The sequence below is a fragment of the Schauerella aestuarii genome, assembly GCF_009866805.1.
Lineage (GTDB): Bacteria > Pseudomonadota > Gammaproteobacteria > Burkholderiales > Burkholderiaceae_B > Schauerella > Schauerella aestuarii.
In genome coordinates this window covers 21,697-37,715 of sequence record NZ_SIZW01000039.1, presented here as the reverse complement: position 1 = coordinate 37,715, position 16,019 = coordinate 21,697, and the positions used below count along the sequence as shown (strand labels likewise).

Genomic DNA, 16,019 nt, shown 5'->3' with positions numbered 1-16,019 from the left:
CGTGTCACAGCGCAAACCGTGCCACCATTGCAGCCGCGATCTGCGCGATGACCCCGTCCCAATCGTTCCTTGCCGGCTGACGATAGAGCGTCATGCTCGGATACCAGTCCGAATCACTGCGATCGAGCTGCCAGCGCCAATCGGCCGCATGCACCAAGGCAAGCCACACGGGCAACCCTAGGCCACCCGCAAGATGCGCAACGCTCGTGTCGATCGATACGATCAGGTCCAGGCAGCACATGGCGGCAGCGGTGTCGGCAAAATCATGTAGATCGCCTGACACGTCGGCCAGATTTGAAAATTGACCCAAGCAATTGATATCCGCCTCAGGAACCTCTTTCTGCAACGACACGAACTGCACCGGCAGGCCGAGGATCGGCGCCCATTGCGCAAGCGCCGTCGATCGGTTGTCGTCCTCGAGCTTGCGGCTGCCTGACCACACCAATCCGACGGTAGGACGCCGTTGCGCGTTCAACGCATCAATGCGTGCGCGCCACACCGCCACTCGACTCACCTCTGCGTGCAGATATGGCACGCAGGCCGGCACATTGCGCTCGCGCTTGAAAAACGCGAGCGGCAGACTGAGCAGCGGTATGTGAACATCGTAAGGCGGCAGCGGCGCCGCCTCGTTTACCACCGCTGCCACGCAGCCGGGTAAAACGCGAGCACCTGAAGGCGCCGCGGGCGCATCGGCCTCGCTGGGCTCACCCCGGCAAGCCAACAGCGCAACGAGGCAATCCGGCACGCGCAACATCACCCTGGCACCCAAACCCTCGAAATAGGCCACATACCGCACGAACTGCAATATGTCGCCCAATCCCTGTTCTGCATGAACCAGTATCGTCTTTCCCTCGATCGGTTTGTCACCACGCCATGCCGTACCCTTCAAGCCGTGAAACTGCCCGCCGTCACGCCAACGCCATTCGTAGTCACGCCAACCATGTTCGTAGCGCCCAAGCTGCAGATTGGTCTGCGCGCGATTGGTGCGTGCGCCTGCGTGGTCGGGATCGATGGCTAGTGCTTTCTTGAACATCGTCAGCGCGTCGTCAAAGCGCCGCAGGTCGCGCAACGCGACGCCGGCGTTCACATACGCATCCACAAAATCCGGCTTCAATGCGATGGCGCGGCGATAGGCGGCGATCTCTTCGGTGTAGCGGCCTTCGGCGCCCAACACGCGACCCTGCGCATAGTGCGCTGCCGCCAACGTGGGATGAGCGCACTGCACCTGCTTGACGCGAGCTTGGGCCGCCGCGTAGTCACGCAATCGAATGTGAACATCCACAAGATTCAGCAGCGCCGGCACCCAGCCCGGTCGGCGTGCCAGGCATTGCAGAAACCAGTTCTCCGCGGCACGCAACTGACCGGCCCGCACGTGAACGGTCCCGGTGTACAGCAAAAGTTCGACAGCATCAGGATTGAGTGCCGCTGCGCGATCGAGGAGCAAAGCGGAGCGATGATAGTCGCCACGTTTGGCGGCGATATAGCCGAGCCCTTCGAGCGCATCGCCAGCTAGCTCAGGAGCTTGCACCAGACGTTGCAATACGGCTTCGGCGTCGTCGTACCGGCCGGCACGAAACATCGCCATTGCCGACTCGAGCGGTGCGACGGCCATCGCAAATCACCAGGAAACTGAAGAGCTTCCATTTTTACGGCAATCGCTTTCTACAAAACGCCAAGCACGTTGAAGATTCGCAATGTCTTCATACGACTGACGACGACCTTAACGCTGCATGCCCCAGCGTCGCACCGTCACGCGCTCGAGCGTATTGAAGCCCAGCGTCTCGACCAGCAACCCGATGATCACCACCGCTGCCAGACCCGCAAACGCCTTGTCGGTATACAGCTCGTTGCGGCTTTGATAGATGTACCAACCAAGCCCGCCCTTGCCGCTGGCCGAACCGAACACCAGTTCGGCGGCGATCAGCGTGCGCCACGCAAACGCCCAACCGATCTTGAGACCTGACATGATGGCGGGCAACGCCGCGGGAATGAGGATCTGAAAGACGTAGGGCACGCCGCGCAGTCCGTAGTTGCGGCCAGCCATCCGCAACGTTTCGGATACCGACAGGAACCCGCTGTAGGTATTCAAAGCCAGCGCCCACAGCACCGAATGGATCAGCACGAAAATCAAGCTCCCTTCACCCAGACCGAACCACAGCAACGCCAAGGGCAAGAGCGCGATGGCGGGGAGGGGATTGAACATCGAGGTCAGCGTCGACAACAGATCGCGTCCCAGCCGCGTGGACACGGCCAGTGAGGTGAGGGTGAACGCGAGCACGATACCCACCACGTAGCCCTTGAGCAGCACCTGCAGCGACATTGCCGCGCGCGACAACAACTCACCGGTGGCGATGCCGTTGAAGAACGCCTGCGCAGTCTGGATAAATCCTGGAAGCAGCAGATCGTTATCGGTATAGCGGGCAGCGCCTTCCCAGATCGCAGCCAGCGCAATCAGGATGAAGGTTTTGCGCAGCGCTTCGTACTGCCACACGCGTTCGAGCCAGGGCAGGGGTGCGGCGGCTTCGAACGTGTCGGGCAATGGCGCCAGCGCGATATCGCGTTCCGGCCGAATGTAGGTCGAAGGGGTGGTCATGGGTAGCGTCAGGTCAGGCGACGGCGCGAATATCGGGTTCGATGGCGTCGGGCGATTCAAACAGCAAATCGTGAATGCGGCGCGAGGCGTTCTGAAAGGCCGCCGAGCCTTGGCTATGCATACCGAACTGGTGCGCGTTCATTTCGGCGCGTACACGTCCCGGATGGGGAGAAAGCAACAGCACGCGATTGCCCACGATCAGCGCTTCGTCGATCGAATGGGTGACGAACAACAGCGTGAAGCCCACGTCGTCCCACAGCGCCAGCAGCTCTTCCTGCATCTTGCGCCGCGTGAGGGCATCCAGGGCCGCAAAGGGTTCGTCCATGAGCAGAATGCGCGGTTGCATGGCCAGCGCACGGGCGATGGCCACACGTTGCTTCATGCCGCCGGAGAGCGTATGCGGATAGGCATCCACAAACGCCGACAGCCCGACCTTGTCCAGATAGTGCCGCGCACGTTCGGTGGCTTCGCGGCGCTTGAGCGTCTTGGACGCGACCAGCGGAAACACCACGTTTTCCAGCACCGTCTTCCACGGCGGCAACTGATCGAACTCCTGAAACACCACCACGCGATCGGGGCCCGGCTCGCGCACGGTTTTGCCATCCAGGCGAATCGTGCCGGTGGACGGTGCAATGAAACCCGCCACGGCCTTCAACAACGTCGACTTGCCGCAGCCCGAAGGCCCCAGCAATATGTAGCGGTCATTGGGCAGCACATCGAAACTCACGTCGTGCGTGGCGCGCACGCGAAGCTGCGGCGTTTTGTACTCCAGCGACACGCGGTCGACTTCGAGCAGGGGCGCGGGCTGTTTATCCATCAGCTGCCCGACGCGGTAAGGGGATCGTCGAAGAAGTAATCGTTGACGCTCTTGGGCTCGTTCTTGATCGCGCCCACTTTGTGCATGAACGTCCCCAGCGACAAGGTGTTTTCTGGCTTGAGCTTGAACTGCACGGCGGGGTTGGTGATCACGTTCACGATCAGCGAGCGATCCTGCTTGGCGCCCGTCACGCGCAAATATGTGTCGGCCGCCTTCTCGGGATTCTTGCTGGCGAAATCGGCGGCCTCCTGCAAGGCCAGCAGAAATGCCTGGTACGTCTTGGGGCTTTCCTTGCGGAATTTCTCGGTGGCAAACAATACCGTCGACGAACTTGGACCACCCAGCACGTCATAGGAATTCAGCACGATGTGCGCGCGCGGATTGCCGGCCAGCACTTGCTCCTGGAACGGCGGATTGCCGAAGTGGCCCGTGATCTCCGTGCCACCCGAAATAATCGCCGCCGCCGCGTCCGGGTGCGGCAACGCCACGGTGATGGGGTCGAGCTTATTGAATTGCGCATCACCCCAAATCTTGGACGCTGCCAATTGCAGCACGCGCGACTGCACCGAAACGCCCACCGCCGGTACGGCGATGCGATCCTTTTCAGTGAAATCGGCGATTGTCTTGATGTCGGGATTGTTGCTCACGAGGTAATACGGGAAGTTACCCAGCGATGCCACGCCGCGCACGTTCTGACGGCCCTTGGTGCGGTCCCAGATCGTGAAGAGCGGACCCACGCCGGCACCGGCGATGTCCACCGCACCGGTCAGCAACGCGTCATTGACGGCCGCCCCCCCAGACAGTCGCAGCCACTCCACATCGATATCGACGCCGAGTTCTTTGCCGTGCTTTTCGATCAGCTTCTGATCGCGCGCCACGTTCAACAGCAGATACACGATGCCGAACTGCTCGGCCACACGCAGGCGGCCTTCTGCAGCGACCGCAGGGGTGGGCGACGCCAAGGCGAGCACCACGAGCACGGCCGCCATCGCCACACTGGTCACGTAACGCACAAATGCAGACGGTGCAGACGGCGCCGGACCCCACACAACGGACGCGTCGGAAGCGGGCGAAAAAGAGGAAACTGAGTTGTCCACAGGAAACCTATTATTTTTCAGAGCGTGGCACGCACAACATCGTTGTCGCGTTATCCACAGGCATCGTGAGCAAGCCGATCAGTACGGCAAATCGCCTTCGATCGTGGTGCGGAAAAGTTTGCGGCGCAGATGCGTCGGACAGCCCGCAGCCAAGTGGATCAACGACCGGTTATCCCAGAACACAAGATCGTGTTCGCGCCATTGATGACGGTAGATAAACTCGTCCTTGGTGCTGTGCGCGAACAACTGATTCAGCAGATCGCGACTCTCGTCTTCGGGCAAGCCCTCGATGTGCGTGGTGAAACCCTCGCTCACGAACAAGGCTCGGCGGCCCGTTTCCGGATGCGTGCGCACTGCCGGATGCGACACCGCCTTCACTTGTGCCAACTGCTCGGCACTGAGCGTGGGACGCCAGTTGGCGGCTTTCTTCATATCGTCGTACTTCGCGAGGTACGAGTGCACCGCCACCTTGCCGTCGATCGCCGCCTTGATTTCGGCTGGCAACGTTTCATACGCGGTGTGCATATTCGCAAACAGCGTATCGCCGCCCTCAGCCGGCAATTCTTGCGCATGCAACAGCGAACCCAGACTGGGCAACGGCTTGTACGAAATATCCGAGTGCCAATACTTGCCGGCATCGCCCAGACCCACCGGCTTTCCGTCTTCCACGATATTGGAGACGATCAGAATTTCCGGATGATTGGCGAGGTGAAACTGATGCAGCACATGAATCATCAGCTTGCCGAAGCGGCGGCTGAAATCGATGTGCTGTTGCGGCGTGATGCGCTGGTCGCGGAACACCACCACGTGATGATCCAGGTGCGCGCGATGCACACGCGCAAAATCCGCCACCGACAGCGGCTTGCCCAAATCGATGCCGACGATTTCAGCGCCCAATCCGGCGTTGAACGGAATGACCTCGAAATCCTGGCCGCCGGCGGTATGTGCTCCGGCAAACGGCGGCAGTACGGAAGACGACGACAATACTTCAGTGGCTACGGCTTGGGCGGACATGTAATGCTCCAATGAGAACAGTCCAGCCCATTATGAAAACCGCGTCTGATTATTCAAACGACGAATTAGGCGTTTCTTCACAACTAAAAGTGATATGCGCCGTTAGCAGCGCTCGCACCCGTTATATTTCCGCTTTGCCTACCGTCCAACCCCCATGTCCGCTTATATCGATATAACCATTGCAGCGATTGCCACCGCACCGGGACGCGGCGGCATCGGCGTCGTCCGCGTGTCGGGCCGGGATCTGAAAGGCTGGATGCTCGAGATGTTCGGACGCGTGCTCACCCCGCGCCATGCACACTATCTGCCGTTTTGCGCCGCCGATGGCGAAACGCTGGATGAAGGCATCGCGCTCTACTTCAACGCCCCCCATTCCTACACCGGCGAAGACGTGGTCGAGCTTCAGGGGCATGGCGGGCCGGCGGTACTGCGGCGCATCCTCGATCGCTGCCTCGCCATCGGCACCGCCGACGGCATGCGCCTGGCGGAACCGGGCGAATTCACGCAACGCGCGTTCTTGAACGAACGCATCGACCTGGCGCAGGCCGAAGGCGTGGCCGATCTGATCGAAGCGTCGTCAGAGGCTGCCGCACGCGGTGCCATGCGCTCGTTGTCGGGGGTGTTCTCGGATCGCGTGAACGGCTTGGCCGACCGCATCGTGCACTTGCGCATGCTCGTCGAAGCCACCCTGGATTTTCCCGAAGAAGAAATCGAGTTTCTCGAGAAGTACCAAGCACGGCCGTTGCTCGACACGCTTGCGTCAGACTTGAATGCCATGATCGCGCAGGCCCGTCAGGGCGTCATCCTGCGCGAAGGCTTGCATGTGGTGCTGGCCGGGCAACCCAACGTGGGCAAATCCAGTCTGCTCAATGCGCTGGCTGGCGAAGATATCGCCATCGTTACGCCGATCGCCGGCACCACGCGCGACAAAGTCGTGCAAGCCATTCATCTCGATGGCGTGCCTTTGCACATCGTCGATACCGCAGGATTGCGCGACACCGACGACACCGTGGAAAGCATCGGCATCGAACGCACCTGGCGCGAAATCGAACGCGCCGATGTGATCGTGCATTTGCAGGATGCGCGTCAGCCGGAAGACGCGCTCGATACGGCCATTGCCGCACGACTGCCGGCCGGTACACCCATGCTGGAAGTGTTCAACAAGATCGATCTATTGCCTGTGGCCTTCGACGCACAAGACAACCAGATCGGCGTTTCGGCACAGCGCGGCGATGGGCTCGTCGCGTTGAAAGCCAGGCTCTTGTCGATCGCGGGGTGGAATCCGGGTGCCGAATCGCCATGGCTGGCACGCGAGCGGCACCTGGTGGCGTTGCAAGCGGCCGCGGATCATCTGGAACTGGCGCGGTCGCATGCCGAGCATGACGACCGCGTGCTCGATCTCTTTGCCGAAGAATTGCGATTGGCCCACTTGAGCCTCACGCGCATCACGGGTCAATTCACCAGCGACGATCTGCTAGGCGAGATCTTCTCGAATTTTTGCATCGGCAAGTGATCAATAGAATCCCGACACGGCATGCGGCACGTAGGGCGCTTCAAGCGTAGCGATATCGTCATCGCTCAGCGTCAGGCTCAGTGCCGCCACAGCGTCATCCAGATGCGACGTTTTGGATGCGCCGATGATCGGCGCCGTCACACCCTTCACCTGCTTCACCCAAGCCAACGCGACCTGCGCACGCGGCACACCGCGTGCCGCAGCGACCTTCGCCACGGCTTCCACCACGCGCCGATCGCTTTCGGCGGTGTGCGCCAGATACAAGCCTTTGCCGACCTCATCCGTTTCCATCCGATCGGTGGTCACGTCCCAATCGCGCGTCAAACGCCCGCGCGCAAGCGGGCTCCACGGCAGCACGCCGATGCCCTGATCGCGGCATAGCGGCATCATCTCGCGCTCTTCTTCGCGGTTGAGCAGATTCAGATGATTCTGCATGGTGCTGAAGCGTGTCCAGCCATGTCGCTCCGAGGTGTACAAGGCTTTCGAAAATTGCCACGCATACATCGACGACGCGCCGATATAACGTGCCTTGCCTGCCTTCACCACGTCATGCAAAGCTTCAAGGGTTTCTTCGATCGGCGTTTTGTAATCCCAGCGATGGATCTGATAGAGATCGACGTAATCCGTGCCCAGCCGACGCAAGCTGTTGTCGATCTCGGTGAATATCGCTTTGCGCGATAGACCACCGATGTTTGGCGCTTTGCGCGATGGAAAGTACACCTTGGTCGCGATCACTACTTCGTCGCGCTTGGCGAAGTCGCGCAACGCCCGGCCCGTGATTTCTTCCGACGTGCCGTCGGAGTAACTGTTGGAAGTGTCGAAGAAATTGAAGCCCAACTCGATCGCGTGCTTGATCAACGGCCGGCTCTTCTCCTCGTCGAACGTCCATGCGTGCGCGCCGCGATCCGGGATGCCATACGTCATGCATCCCAGTGTGAGTTCGGAAACCTTCAAGCCGGTATTACCCAACGACACGTATTTCATCAACAGTCCTTTACTTGAGTCAGTGGAAAGGCAGGCGGTGTAATGCTTCAAGTCTGTGCGACAGGAGCGCATCCGAAGCGCACTTCAGACGCACCGCTTCATTCTATGCCGCGCGCTGGCGCGTTAGGAATTGCTGGCACACACACCCATAGGCTGCGGGGTCGGCCAAAGCAATTTGCCCAAGTGTGGCGTTTACCGCCAGGCTCACGTCATTGCTCAACCTAGCGCACCGCGCTGATCAACAGCGCCGTCCCGTACAGCCCGATGGCAAACACGGTATGGCCCACGATGTTGAGCACGCGAGCGCGGATTGGGTTGGGCGTCTTGGACGCGGCCACCCCCGCGCCCATCCCCGGCTGCAAGATAAACCAGCCGGCGCCCACCGTGACCAGGCCCACGATCCACGCCGGGATGAAGCGCGGAGCATGCACCCATTCCACACCCCAGATCAGCAGCAAGGCTGCCGCGAAAACGATGCCGACCACATAGTGCATCGTCCAGCCGATCGCCAGTTCACGATTCACCGGTGCCGATTGCCCAATGCCGTGATGAAAGAACGTGCCGCGCGGTAAATGTGCAAACCAGCGTCCCACCATGCCCCAGTTGGGAGGCGGATAACCCAGTACCGCTTTCAACACCTGCGCCCAGATATCCAGGAGGGCGGTCGCCCCGATGCCCAGCACGACTGCGTACGCAAACCCTTCGAGCATGATGATTCAATCCTGGTGTGAAGTGATCTTGGTCAAAAACAAACGCGCGCGAACCGCAGAACGGCACGCGCGCGCATTGGCACGTCAGGCATCGCCCCACACGTGAGGCATCAGCCCATTACGCGAGTTGGGTCATCCAGCCGTGACGATCGGGCTGACGGCCATACTGAATGTCCGTCAGATCGCGGCGCAGGGCCATCGTCAATTCGCCGGCGGGTGCCGATTCATTGCCCACTGCAAAATCCTTCCCCTTGAGCATCGTGATCGGCGTCACGACTGCGGCCGTACCGCAGGCAAACACCTCACTGATCTCACCCGAGGTGACGCCGTCGCGCCACTCGTCGATGCTGATTGCGCGTTCTTCCACGGCGTGACCGCGATCGCGCGCCAGTTGAATGATGCTGTCGCGCGTCACACCTTCAAGAATGCTGCCCGACAAGGCCGGGGTCAACACGGTGCCGTCGCGCTTGACCATGAACACATTCATGCCGCCCAGCTCTTCCAGATACTTGCCTTCGCTGGGATCCAGGAACAAAACCTGGGCGCAACCATGTTCGTAGGCTTCTTGCTGCGGCAACAACGACGCCGCGTAATTGCCGCCGCATTTGGCCGCACCCGTACCACCCTTGGCAGCGCGGGCATAGTCTGTGGATAACCAGATCGACACTGGCGCAACGCCTTTGGCGAAGTAAGGGCCTGCCGGGCTGGCGATCACGTAATACGCCGCTTTCTGTGCCGAGCGCACGCCGAGGAAGCTCTCGTTGGCGATCATGAACGGACGCAGATACAGGCTGGTTTCTCCCCCCGTAGGCACCCAATCGGCATCCGCCTGCACGAGCTGGCGCAGCGACTCGACGAAAATGTCGGCGGGCAGTTCGGGAAGGGCGAGGCGACGCGCCGATCGCTGCATGCGCGCGGCATTGGCCTCGGGACGAAACGTCCAGATCGAACCATCGGCGTGACGGAACGCTTTCAATCCTTCGAAGATTTCCTGCGCGTAGTGCAACACCGACGCAGCCGGATCGAGCAACAACGGACCGTACGGCGTGACCTCGGCGTTGTGCCAGCCTTCAGCCATCGTCCAGTCGATCGAAATCATGTGATCGGTGAAGTGTTTGCCGAAACCAGGGTCGGCGAGGATGGCTTCGCGTTCGGCGAGCACGCGCGCTTTGGAGGAGGGGGTAGAGCGAAATTCGAGAGAGCAGGCGGAAGTCATTGGTGTGTGCGACAGAGACTTGGCCGTAAGCGGGCAAAGTCGCAGCACGCCTTCCGACCGTTAAACGGCAACCCACTGTCGCGACGATCGTGCAGTGTGGCCGATGGACTGGTAGAAGCGATCCGCGGCCCAGACGGGCAACAGATCATGGAAATAGATTCTATCAACACCGACCCGGGCGCGGACTACTGCGCAGCAATACTTTTCAGCAAAGGCTGCCACTTATCGCTTTCCGACTTCAACCAGGTTTGAAGACCCGCTGGGGTTTGCTTATCCACAGGCACGATTTCGACGCCCAATTTATCCATCCGCGCGATCACTTCGGGATCCTTCAACGCCGCCTGCAACGCACGGGTGATGCGCGCCGTCACTTCTTTCGGCGTGCCCTTGGGCGCATACACGCCATGCCACACCTTCATGTCGAAACCCTTCAAGCCGCCCTCCTGCAACGTGGGCGCGTCGGGCAGCGACTTGATGCGCGCAGGCGTCGTCACCCCATACAGCTTGACGCTTTTGGCGGCAATATGCGGCAGTGTCGTCGTGGTTTGATCGCACAGCAAATCGACCTGGCTGCCCAGCAACGCGTTCAAGGCTGGCGCCGTGCCCTGATAGGGGATGGCAATCAGCTTGGTTTTGGTGGCTTGTTCGAACAAGGCGCCGCACAGTTGCGACACTGCTCCCGGGCCGGCATTGGCCAGGTTCACCTTCTCACCGTTCTTTGTGACGTAGGCCACGAGTTCGGCCGTCGTGTTGGGCGGAAAATTCTTCGATCCCAACAGCGTCATCGGCACATCGGCCACTTGCCCGATGTATTCGAAATCGCTCAACGGCTTGTAGGCCAGATCCGGATACAGCGCCGGCGCCGTCGCCATGCCGTTGTGATGAATCAAAAGTGTGTAGCCATCCGGCGCGGCTTTCGCGACCGAGCCCGCGGCAATCGTTCCGCCGGCACCCAGACGGTTTTCCACAACGATCGTCTGGCCCAAGTCTTTACTCATGGACGCCCCCAGAGATCGCGCCACGATGTCGGTCGGCCCACCGGCAGCGAACGGTACGACCAGCGTAATAGGACGTGTGGGAAATTCGGCTGCGATCGCAGCGGTCAGACTTGCCCCGAACGCAACTGCGGCAACCGCACCTGTGGATAATATTTTTACGACGAACGGTGTGCGGGTCATACGTTGTCTCCCGGCGTCTGTGCGCCTAGTTGTTCACATCAATCACCTTTGTACACAGGTTGCCGGGCTGGGGTGTTTCAAAAACGCAAAGGCCGTATTTGGCGCAGTGCGGTGCCGACGCACATCCAGAGGGCGAGTCGCCACTTGTTTGCAGAGCACTAGGGGAAAGTCCTTACCCTGCGCCACGACACCGCCTGTCGCATCATCATGACCCCGGATGTACTTGGTGGCGGGACGGCTTTTTAGTCATGTCGTTAGCGCAGATGGGTGGAATCGATGCGCCGACCCTGCACCTAGCAAAGCCGCACGTACACCTTAAGGCACCGGAATGCCTGGGTATTGTGGATAACGTTGTTCGCCGCTTTGGGCGACTTCGCTGGCAACCCGCGGGCGAATGAGCTGGCAAACCGTGTTGTTCAGTGCATGCAACCTAGGATCGTAATCAGACAGCGCACCACATTTTCGCCATCCCGATTGCCGAGATCAAATTGCCGCGATCGAATGACGCTATTAGGATAACGTTGTGGATAACGTGTGCAGAAGCGCTGGAAAAATGTCGCGAGGTGCTTATGCGAGTGGCACGTCCAATGTGCTTATCGCACTAGATGAACGCGACTTCGACTGTGACATATCGCTTAAGTAGCTGTTTCGGTTATCTATTCGACGTGGATATTTTTATCCACAGACTCGACTGAATTCGGCTTAGTTATCCCCAAGGGCTGAAAACGCCCGAGCTGTGGATATTTTGCGCCACTCGCCAATCAGCCGCAGATCAGATGCCAATGGGCGGAAATCGTCGATCGCTCAGAGCGCAACACGCCGCCAGCCAAGGCCGAAAACCGATAGCCCACTCATCTCCTCATTGCTTTCGGTGATCTGGATGGCTCGGTCACGTGGCTTCGCAATTACTCCCACACGATGCACACGTGCATTACCTGAAAAACGCCAGTCCTCCAAAACAACAATTTTTAAATTGCTCAAAAATTGATCATTTTTTAACAATCGTTTTTCCGATGGTCGATTTTTTCGCGAGCGTTCATTGAGGGATAGTCCCGGCAAATTGTTTATCCACAGCCCGCCCCACGTGCGAGACGCCTCCTGCGCCCTCAAGGCAGCTAGCGCGAGATCAATGGGCGATCTTCTCTGCAAACGCATGTCGCCTGGAGGGCAAGCAACCCTTTTGAACTCGGTACATAGGCCATCGTGAAATATAAGTACCAAAAAAGAGCAGTTGCGCATTGCCTATCAGGAGATCTATGTCCTACCGCACCCCGCCTTTTGCCCAGTTTGTCCATCGAAGTGTCGACCGGGTAGCTTGTGATCGACGATTTCGCCTGTGGATAACGTCTAAGGCGGCAGGTTGTGCACAGCATGTGGATCAAGGGCGAACAAAGGGTTGGATACGTCCCAATAGAAAAACTTGTTCAACTTGATCCCCTGCAACACAAGCCTCTGATCCACAGCGAAAGTTCAAGGCAAGCCCTTGATTGCCAATAGAAATTTCAAGTTGAGGTAGTTATCCACAGCCCTTATTAGTCATTACCAATCTTATATATAGAAAAGAAAGAATAGAGAAGAAGCAGAGAAGTGAGGGGTGAGAGACATTGGGCAAGCAAGCAAACACTGCCCAGATGAAGAAAAGAGCACGCGTGAAGAAGAAGCCCGCTCGCCTGACGGCATGGGCTTCAACACGTTGCACCCCAATCGAACCTTGCAGCCACTGAAAATCGAAGTTCACAAAATCTATGTGCCCGATTTTGCTCAAATCGTGCGCAGGTCACGCCAACCTGCGCCAGCGATCACCGCAAAATGGGCCTATGGGATCGTTCGCTGGCTCATATGTTCGACTGCGCACCGGAAGCGGGATCGCTTGGGAGTCTGGGTGCTGAGGTATCAGCGCAACGCCATGCAACTCGCCTTCCGTCGTGCGGCAAAAATCATGTCTCCACATCGCTAGATCGCGACCGAAAAGATGTCCACAACCTCGTTTTCTGCCGAAAAGCGCTTAGCGCGCTTGAAAAACGACTATCAGCAAGCAGAAGAAATTTTTTCTGCTCAACATTTGCCCATTTTTAGCCATCTGCGATGGCTGATGCGCTGCTGTGGCATCAGACCATTCAGATCTCGATCTGGAGACGTTCTAAGGGCCTCTGGCGCGTTCCGCGTCCTTTTCCCGATACGTGACCGGCGGCGGCGTGTCAGCAAACGCCATTGACCACCTTTTGAGCAGCCATCAGCATAGAGAGGACACGCCATAGGGATGCCTGAAACGCCCGTAGGGCGCGATCGCGCTGATGCCCCTTTTTTTGCGCCCATCTCTGCTGATGTAGGCGTAGCGCCTTTGCAAGTGACGCTTGAGGGGGGAATGCGTCCGCGTGCTCGCCCCTATCGCTTCGTGCGAACCGCCTGTGGATAACGTCTAAGTGACGCAGGTGTGTACAGCGTGTGGATCGCTTATCAACAACCCCTGTCTTTCTCGCCGACCGTAAAACTTGTTCCTCTTCGTCCTCAAATTTAAACAGCCCTGATCCACAACGCGAAAGCACGCTAACGTGTTGAACAGGCTCAGGTATTCAACGTTAAGGTAGTTATCCACAGGCCTTATCATCCACTACTAGGTTTATATATATAAAAGAAAGGAAGAGACGATGATGTTCTGTCGCGCCAAACCGGAATTCACGACATGCGCATCCTGCTAGTCGAAGATGAAGCGGAACTTGCCCGCTGGCTGTCTCGAAGTCTTGCCCGCCATGCAGGCTTCGTTGTCGATTGGGCCGATACCGGGTTTCTTGCACTCAAACGGCTCGAAGTTGAAGAATTCGATGCTGTCGTGCTCGATCTGGGCCTGCCCGATATCGATGGGCATAGCCTGTTGGCAAAAATGCGTGCTCGGGACGACCGCACGCCGGTGTTGGTTCTCACCGCACGCGATTCCTTGGCGGAACGAATCGGGACGTTGCATGAAGGCGCCGATGATTTTTTGCCCAAACCGTTTGTGGTCGAAGAACTGGAAGCGCGCTTGATGGCGCTGATACGGCGCAGTCGCGGAAAAGAGCATCCGCGGCTGAGTCTGGGGGACTTGGTTTTCGATACGGCGGCTCAGCGATTCACCGTTGCCGGTCAGCCTATGGCGCTTTCGCCGCGCGAGCACGCTGTTCTGCGGGTGCTTATTCAGCGCAGTGGAGAGCCGATGAACAAGCAACACATTCTCGATCGCATCGTGTCGGATGATTCGGAGATCAACCTCGAAGCGATAGAGGTACTTGTCCACAGGCTGCGTAAGAAACTGGCTACCACGTCGGTTCAAATCGTCACCTTGCGCGGCATGGGCTACAGCCTGGAAACGACCGATGGCTGAAGTTGGCGAAAAAGCGCCGCGAAGCCTGCGGCGGCAACTGCTGCGCGCAATCGTGCCGGCATTGGTTGCCGTGCTGATCGGCGCGTTGTGGTTATCCACAGCCCAGTTGCGCGATTTGGTCGACGTAGCCTACGACCGATCACTGGCCGGCGCCTTGAAATCAATCGATCACAACATATCCACAGCCAGTGGCGGATTGGCAATGGAGCAGCCCTATTTGCTGTTGGAATTTTTTGAGCTGACCGCGAACGGCAACGTTTACTTCCGCGTATCGACCGAAGATACGCTGGCCGAAATCGGCAACCCTGGCTTGCCCATGCCCAAAGCGCCGCTGCGCTCCGGTGAGCCTGTTTTCTTCGACGACGTCTATCAAGGCGAACCGGTTCGAGTGGCGGCGCTGGCGCGCGTCATGAATCCGCCGCTGTACAACGACGCCGGAGGGCGAGTCATCGTGCAGGTCGCCGAAAGTCTCGATGCCCGCCAGACATTCACGAACGCGATTTTGTTTCGTTCGATTGAGCGCGACCTGTTCGTCATTGTGTTCAGCGTGGTGCTGATCGTGTTCGGAGTCGTCGTTGCCGTCAGACCGCTCGAGCGATTGCGGCAGGAAGTCGAGAATCGGCCTGCGGACGATTTAAGCCCCGTCAGCGGCTCGGAGGTGCCTGCAGAGGTGCAGCCGCTCGTTACCGCAGTAAACCGCCACATGGCCCGTTATGAGGCCCAGGCGGCCCTCCAAAGTCAGTTTCTCGACGACGCATCGCATCAACTGCGAACGCCCTTGTCCGTGTTGCGTACCCAAGTGGTGTACGCCATGCGCGAGAAGGATCCCGCAGAGGCGCGCCTGGCGCTCGTCGCCATGCAGGACGGCCTCGATCGTGCAGTGCGCACCACAAACCAGTTGTTGGCCCTGGCGCGTGCGCGTGATGCTTCGATTGGCAGCATGTTGGAGACTGCCGGCGAAATGCTGGACGTCTGCGAGGTGTGCGATGGCGTGGTTCGATCGCTGTTACCCGTGGCGCGCTTGAAAGCGATCGATCTTGGACTCGACCGGCCGGATGAGGCGGTATCGATCCGGGGCGTGGAATGGCTGCTTCGCGAGGCACTGGTTAACCTTGTGGATAACGCCATCAGATACAGCCCTCGCAAGGGGGCAGTGACTGTTCGCATCATGTGCACAACTCGCAAGGTCGTGGTGACGGTGGACGACGAGGGCACAGGAATGAGCGAGAGCGATATCGCACGAGCGGGCGCACGTTTCCGTCGCGGTACCGCAGGTAAGAATACGACTGGCGCGGGATTGGGGCTGGCCATCGTGCGGACGATTGCCGATGCGCATGGCGCAACGCTCACCTTCGCGCCGCGCGCGCCCCAAGGCCTTGCGGTGAACCTAGCGTTTTCCCTTGCTCCCCTACGGACTGCTGCACTGCGCAACGAAAATATGGCGATTTGAAAGGAAACCGAAAGCAAAGGTTTTGTACGGTTCGTCCCGAGGTGGCGGCAAGCCATCGCGACATAGCCCGACGCGCAATGAGCGCGCCA

General features: G+C 59.1%; 14 protein-coding genes. 4 read left to right on the top strand and 10 right to left on the bottom strand.

Annotated features, from left to right (window positions below; genetic code table 11):
• Positions 1-4 precede the first annotated feature (4 nt).
• From EYW45_RS03250 to EYW45_RS03230, 5 genes are all read right to left on the bottom strand, one after another.
• A complete protein-coding gene (locus EYW45_RS03250) occupies positions 5-1,612 on the bottom strand; it encodes a tetratricopeptide repeat protein (protein WP_161133952.1) in 1,608 nt (535 codons plus the stop codon).
• Between the two features lie 108 nt (positions 1,613-1,720).
• A complete protein-coding gene (locus EYW45_RS03245; RefSeq protein ID WP_161133951.1) occupies positions 1,721-2,593 on the bottom strand; it encodes an ABC transporter permease in 873 nt (290 codons plus the stop codon).
• 13 nt (positions 2,594-2,606) lie between these two features.
• On the bottom strand, positions 2,607-3,410 hold the full coding sequence (locus EYW45_RS03240) for an ABC transporter ATP-binding protein (protein ID WP_161133950.1): 804 nt from the start codon (positions 3,408-3,410) through the stop codon (positions 2,607-2,609).
• A complete protein-coding gene (locus EYW45_RS03235) occupies positions 3,410-4,399 on the bottom strand; it encodes an ABC transporter substrate-binding protein (protein ID WP_161134562.1) in 990 nt (329 codons plus the stop codon). The genes EYW45_RS03240 and EYW45_RS03235 overlap by 1 nt, the downstream gene beginning before the upstream one ends.
• A 186-nt stretch (positions 4,400-4,585) precedes the next feature.
• Positions 4,586-5,521 carry a TauD/TfdA dioxygenase family protein gene (locus EYW45_RS03230; RefSeq protein ID WP_161133949.1) on the bottom strand — a complete coding sequence of 312 codons (936 nt, stop codon included), beginning with the start codon at positions 5,519-5,521 and terminating at the stop codon, positions 4,586-4,588.
• Between the two features lie 154 nt (positions 5,522-5,675).
• Here EYW45_RS03230 and mnmE point away from each other — a divergent pair, with 154 nt between their 5' ends.
• Positions 5,676-7,034 carry a tRNA uridine-5-carboxymethylaminomethyl(34) synthesis GTPase MnmE gene (mnmE, locus tag EYW45_RS03225; RefSeq protein ID WP_161133948.1) on the top strand — a complete coding sequence of 453 codons (1,359 nt, stop codon included), beginning with the start codon at positions 5,676-5,678 and terminating at the stop codon, positions 7,032-7,034.
• Here the strand turns inward: mnmE and EYW45_RS03220 are convergent, their stop codons facing one another.
• The 5 genes from EYW45_RS03220 to EYW45_RS03200 all read right to left on the bottom strand — a co-directional run bounded on the left by EYW45_RS03220 (position 7,035) and on the right by EYW45_RS03200 (position 12,277).
• Entirely contained in the window at positions 7,035-8,018 is a 984-nt protein-coding gene (locus tag EYW45_RS03220) for an aldo/keto reductase (protein WP_161133947.1), read from the bottom strand.
• 221 nt (positions 8,019-8,239) lie between these two features.
• Positions 8,240-8,728, bottom strand: a complete 489-nt coding sequence (locus tag EYW45_RS03215) for a DUF2938 domain-containing protein (protein ID WP_161133946.1) — start codon at positions 8,726-8,728, stop codon at positions 8,240-8,242.
• A gap of 118 nt (positions 8,729-8,846) precedes the next feature.
• A complete protein-coding gene (locus EYW45_RS03210; protein ID WP_161133945.1) occupies positions 8,847-9,944 on the bottom strand; it encodes a branched-chain amino acid aminotransferase in 1,098 nt (365 codons plus the stop codon).
• 185 nt (positions 9,945-10,129) lie between these two features.
• A complete protein-coding gene (locus EYW45_RS03205) occupies positions 10,130-11,122 on the bottom strand; it encodes a tripartite tricarboxylate transporter substrate-binding protein (RefSeq protein ID WP_161133944.1) in 993 nt (330 codons plus the stop codon).
• Between the two features lie 804 nt (positions 11,123-11,926).
• Positions 11,927-12,277, bottom strand: coding sequence for a hypothetical protein (locus EYW45_RS03200; protein WP_161133943.1), 351 nt, complete (start codon positions 12,275-12,277; stop codon positions 11,927-11,929).
• Between the two features lie 439 nt (positions 12,278-12,716).
• Here EYW45_RS03200 and EYW45_RS03195 point away from each other — a divergent pair, with 439 nt between their 5' ends.
• The 3 genes from EYW45_RS03195 (at position 12,717) to EYW45_RS03185 (ending at position 15,930) form a co-directional block, all read left to right on the top strand.
• The gene (locus tag EYW45_RS03195; protein WP_161133942.1) at positions 12,717-13,079 is read left to right on the top strand and encodes a hypothetical protein; all 363 of its coding nucleotides are present in this window, start codon (positions 12,717-12,719) and stop codon (positions 13,077-13,079) included.
• Positions 13,080-13,805: 726 nt separating this feature from the next.
• Positions 13,806-14,480: a response regulator gene (locus EYW45_RS03190; protein WP_161133941.1), complete on the top strand. Its 675-nt coding sequence runs from the start codon at positions 13,806-13,808 to the stop codon at positions 14,478-14,480.
• On the top strand, positions 14,473-15,930 hold the full coding sequence (locus EYW45_RS03185; RefSeq protein WP_161133940.1) for a sensor histidine kinase: 1,458 nt from the start codon (positions 14,473-14,475) through the stop codon (positions 15,928-15,930). The genes EYW45_RS03190 and EYW45_RS03185 overlap by 8 nt, the downstream gene beginning before the upstream one ends.
• Positions 15,931-16,019: the final 89 nt, after the last annotated feature.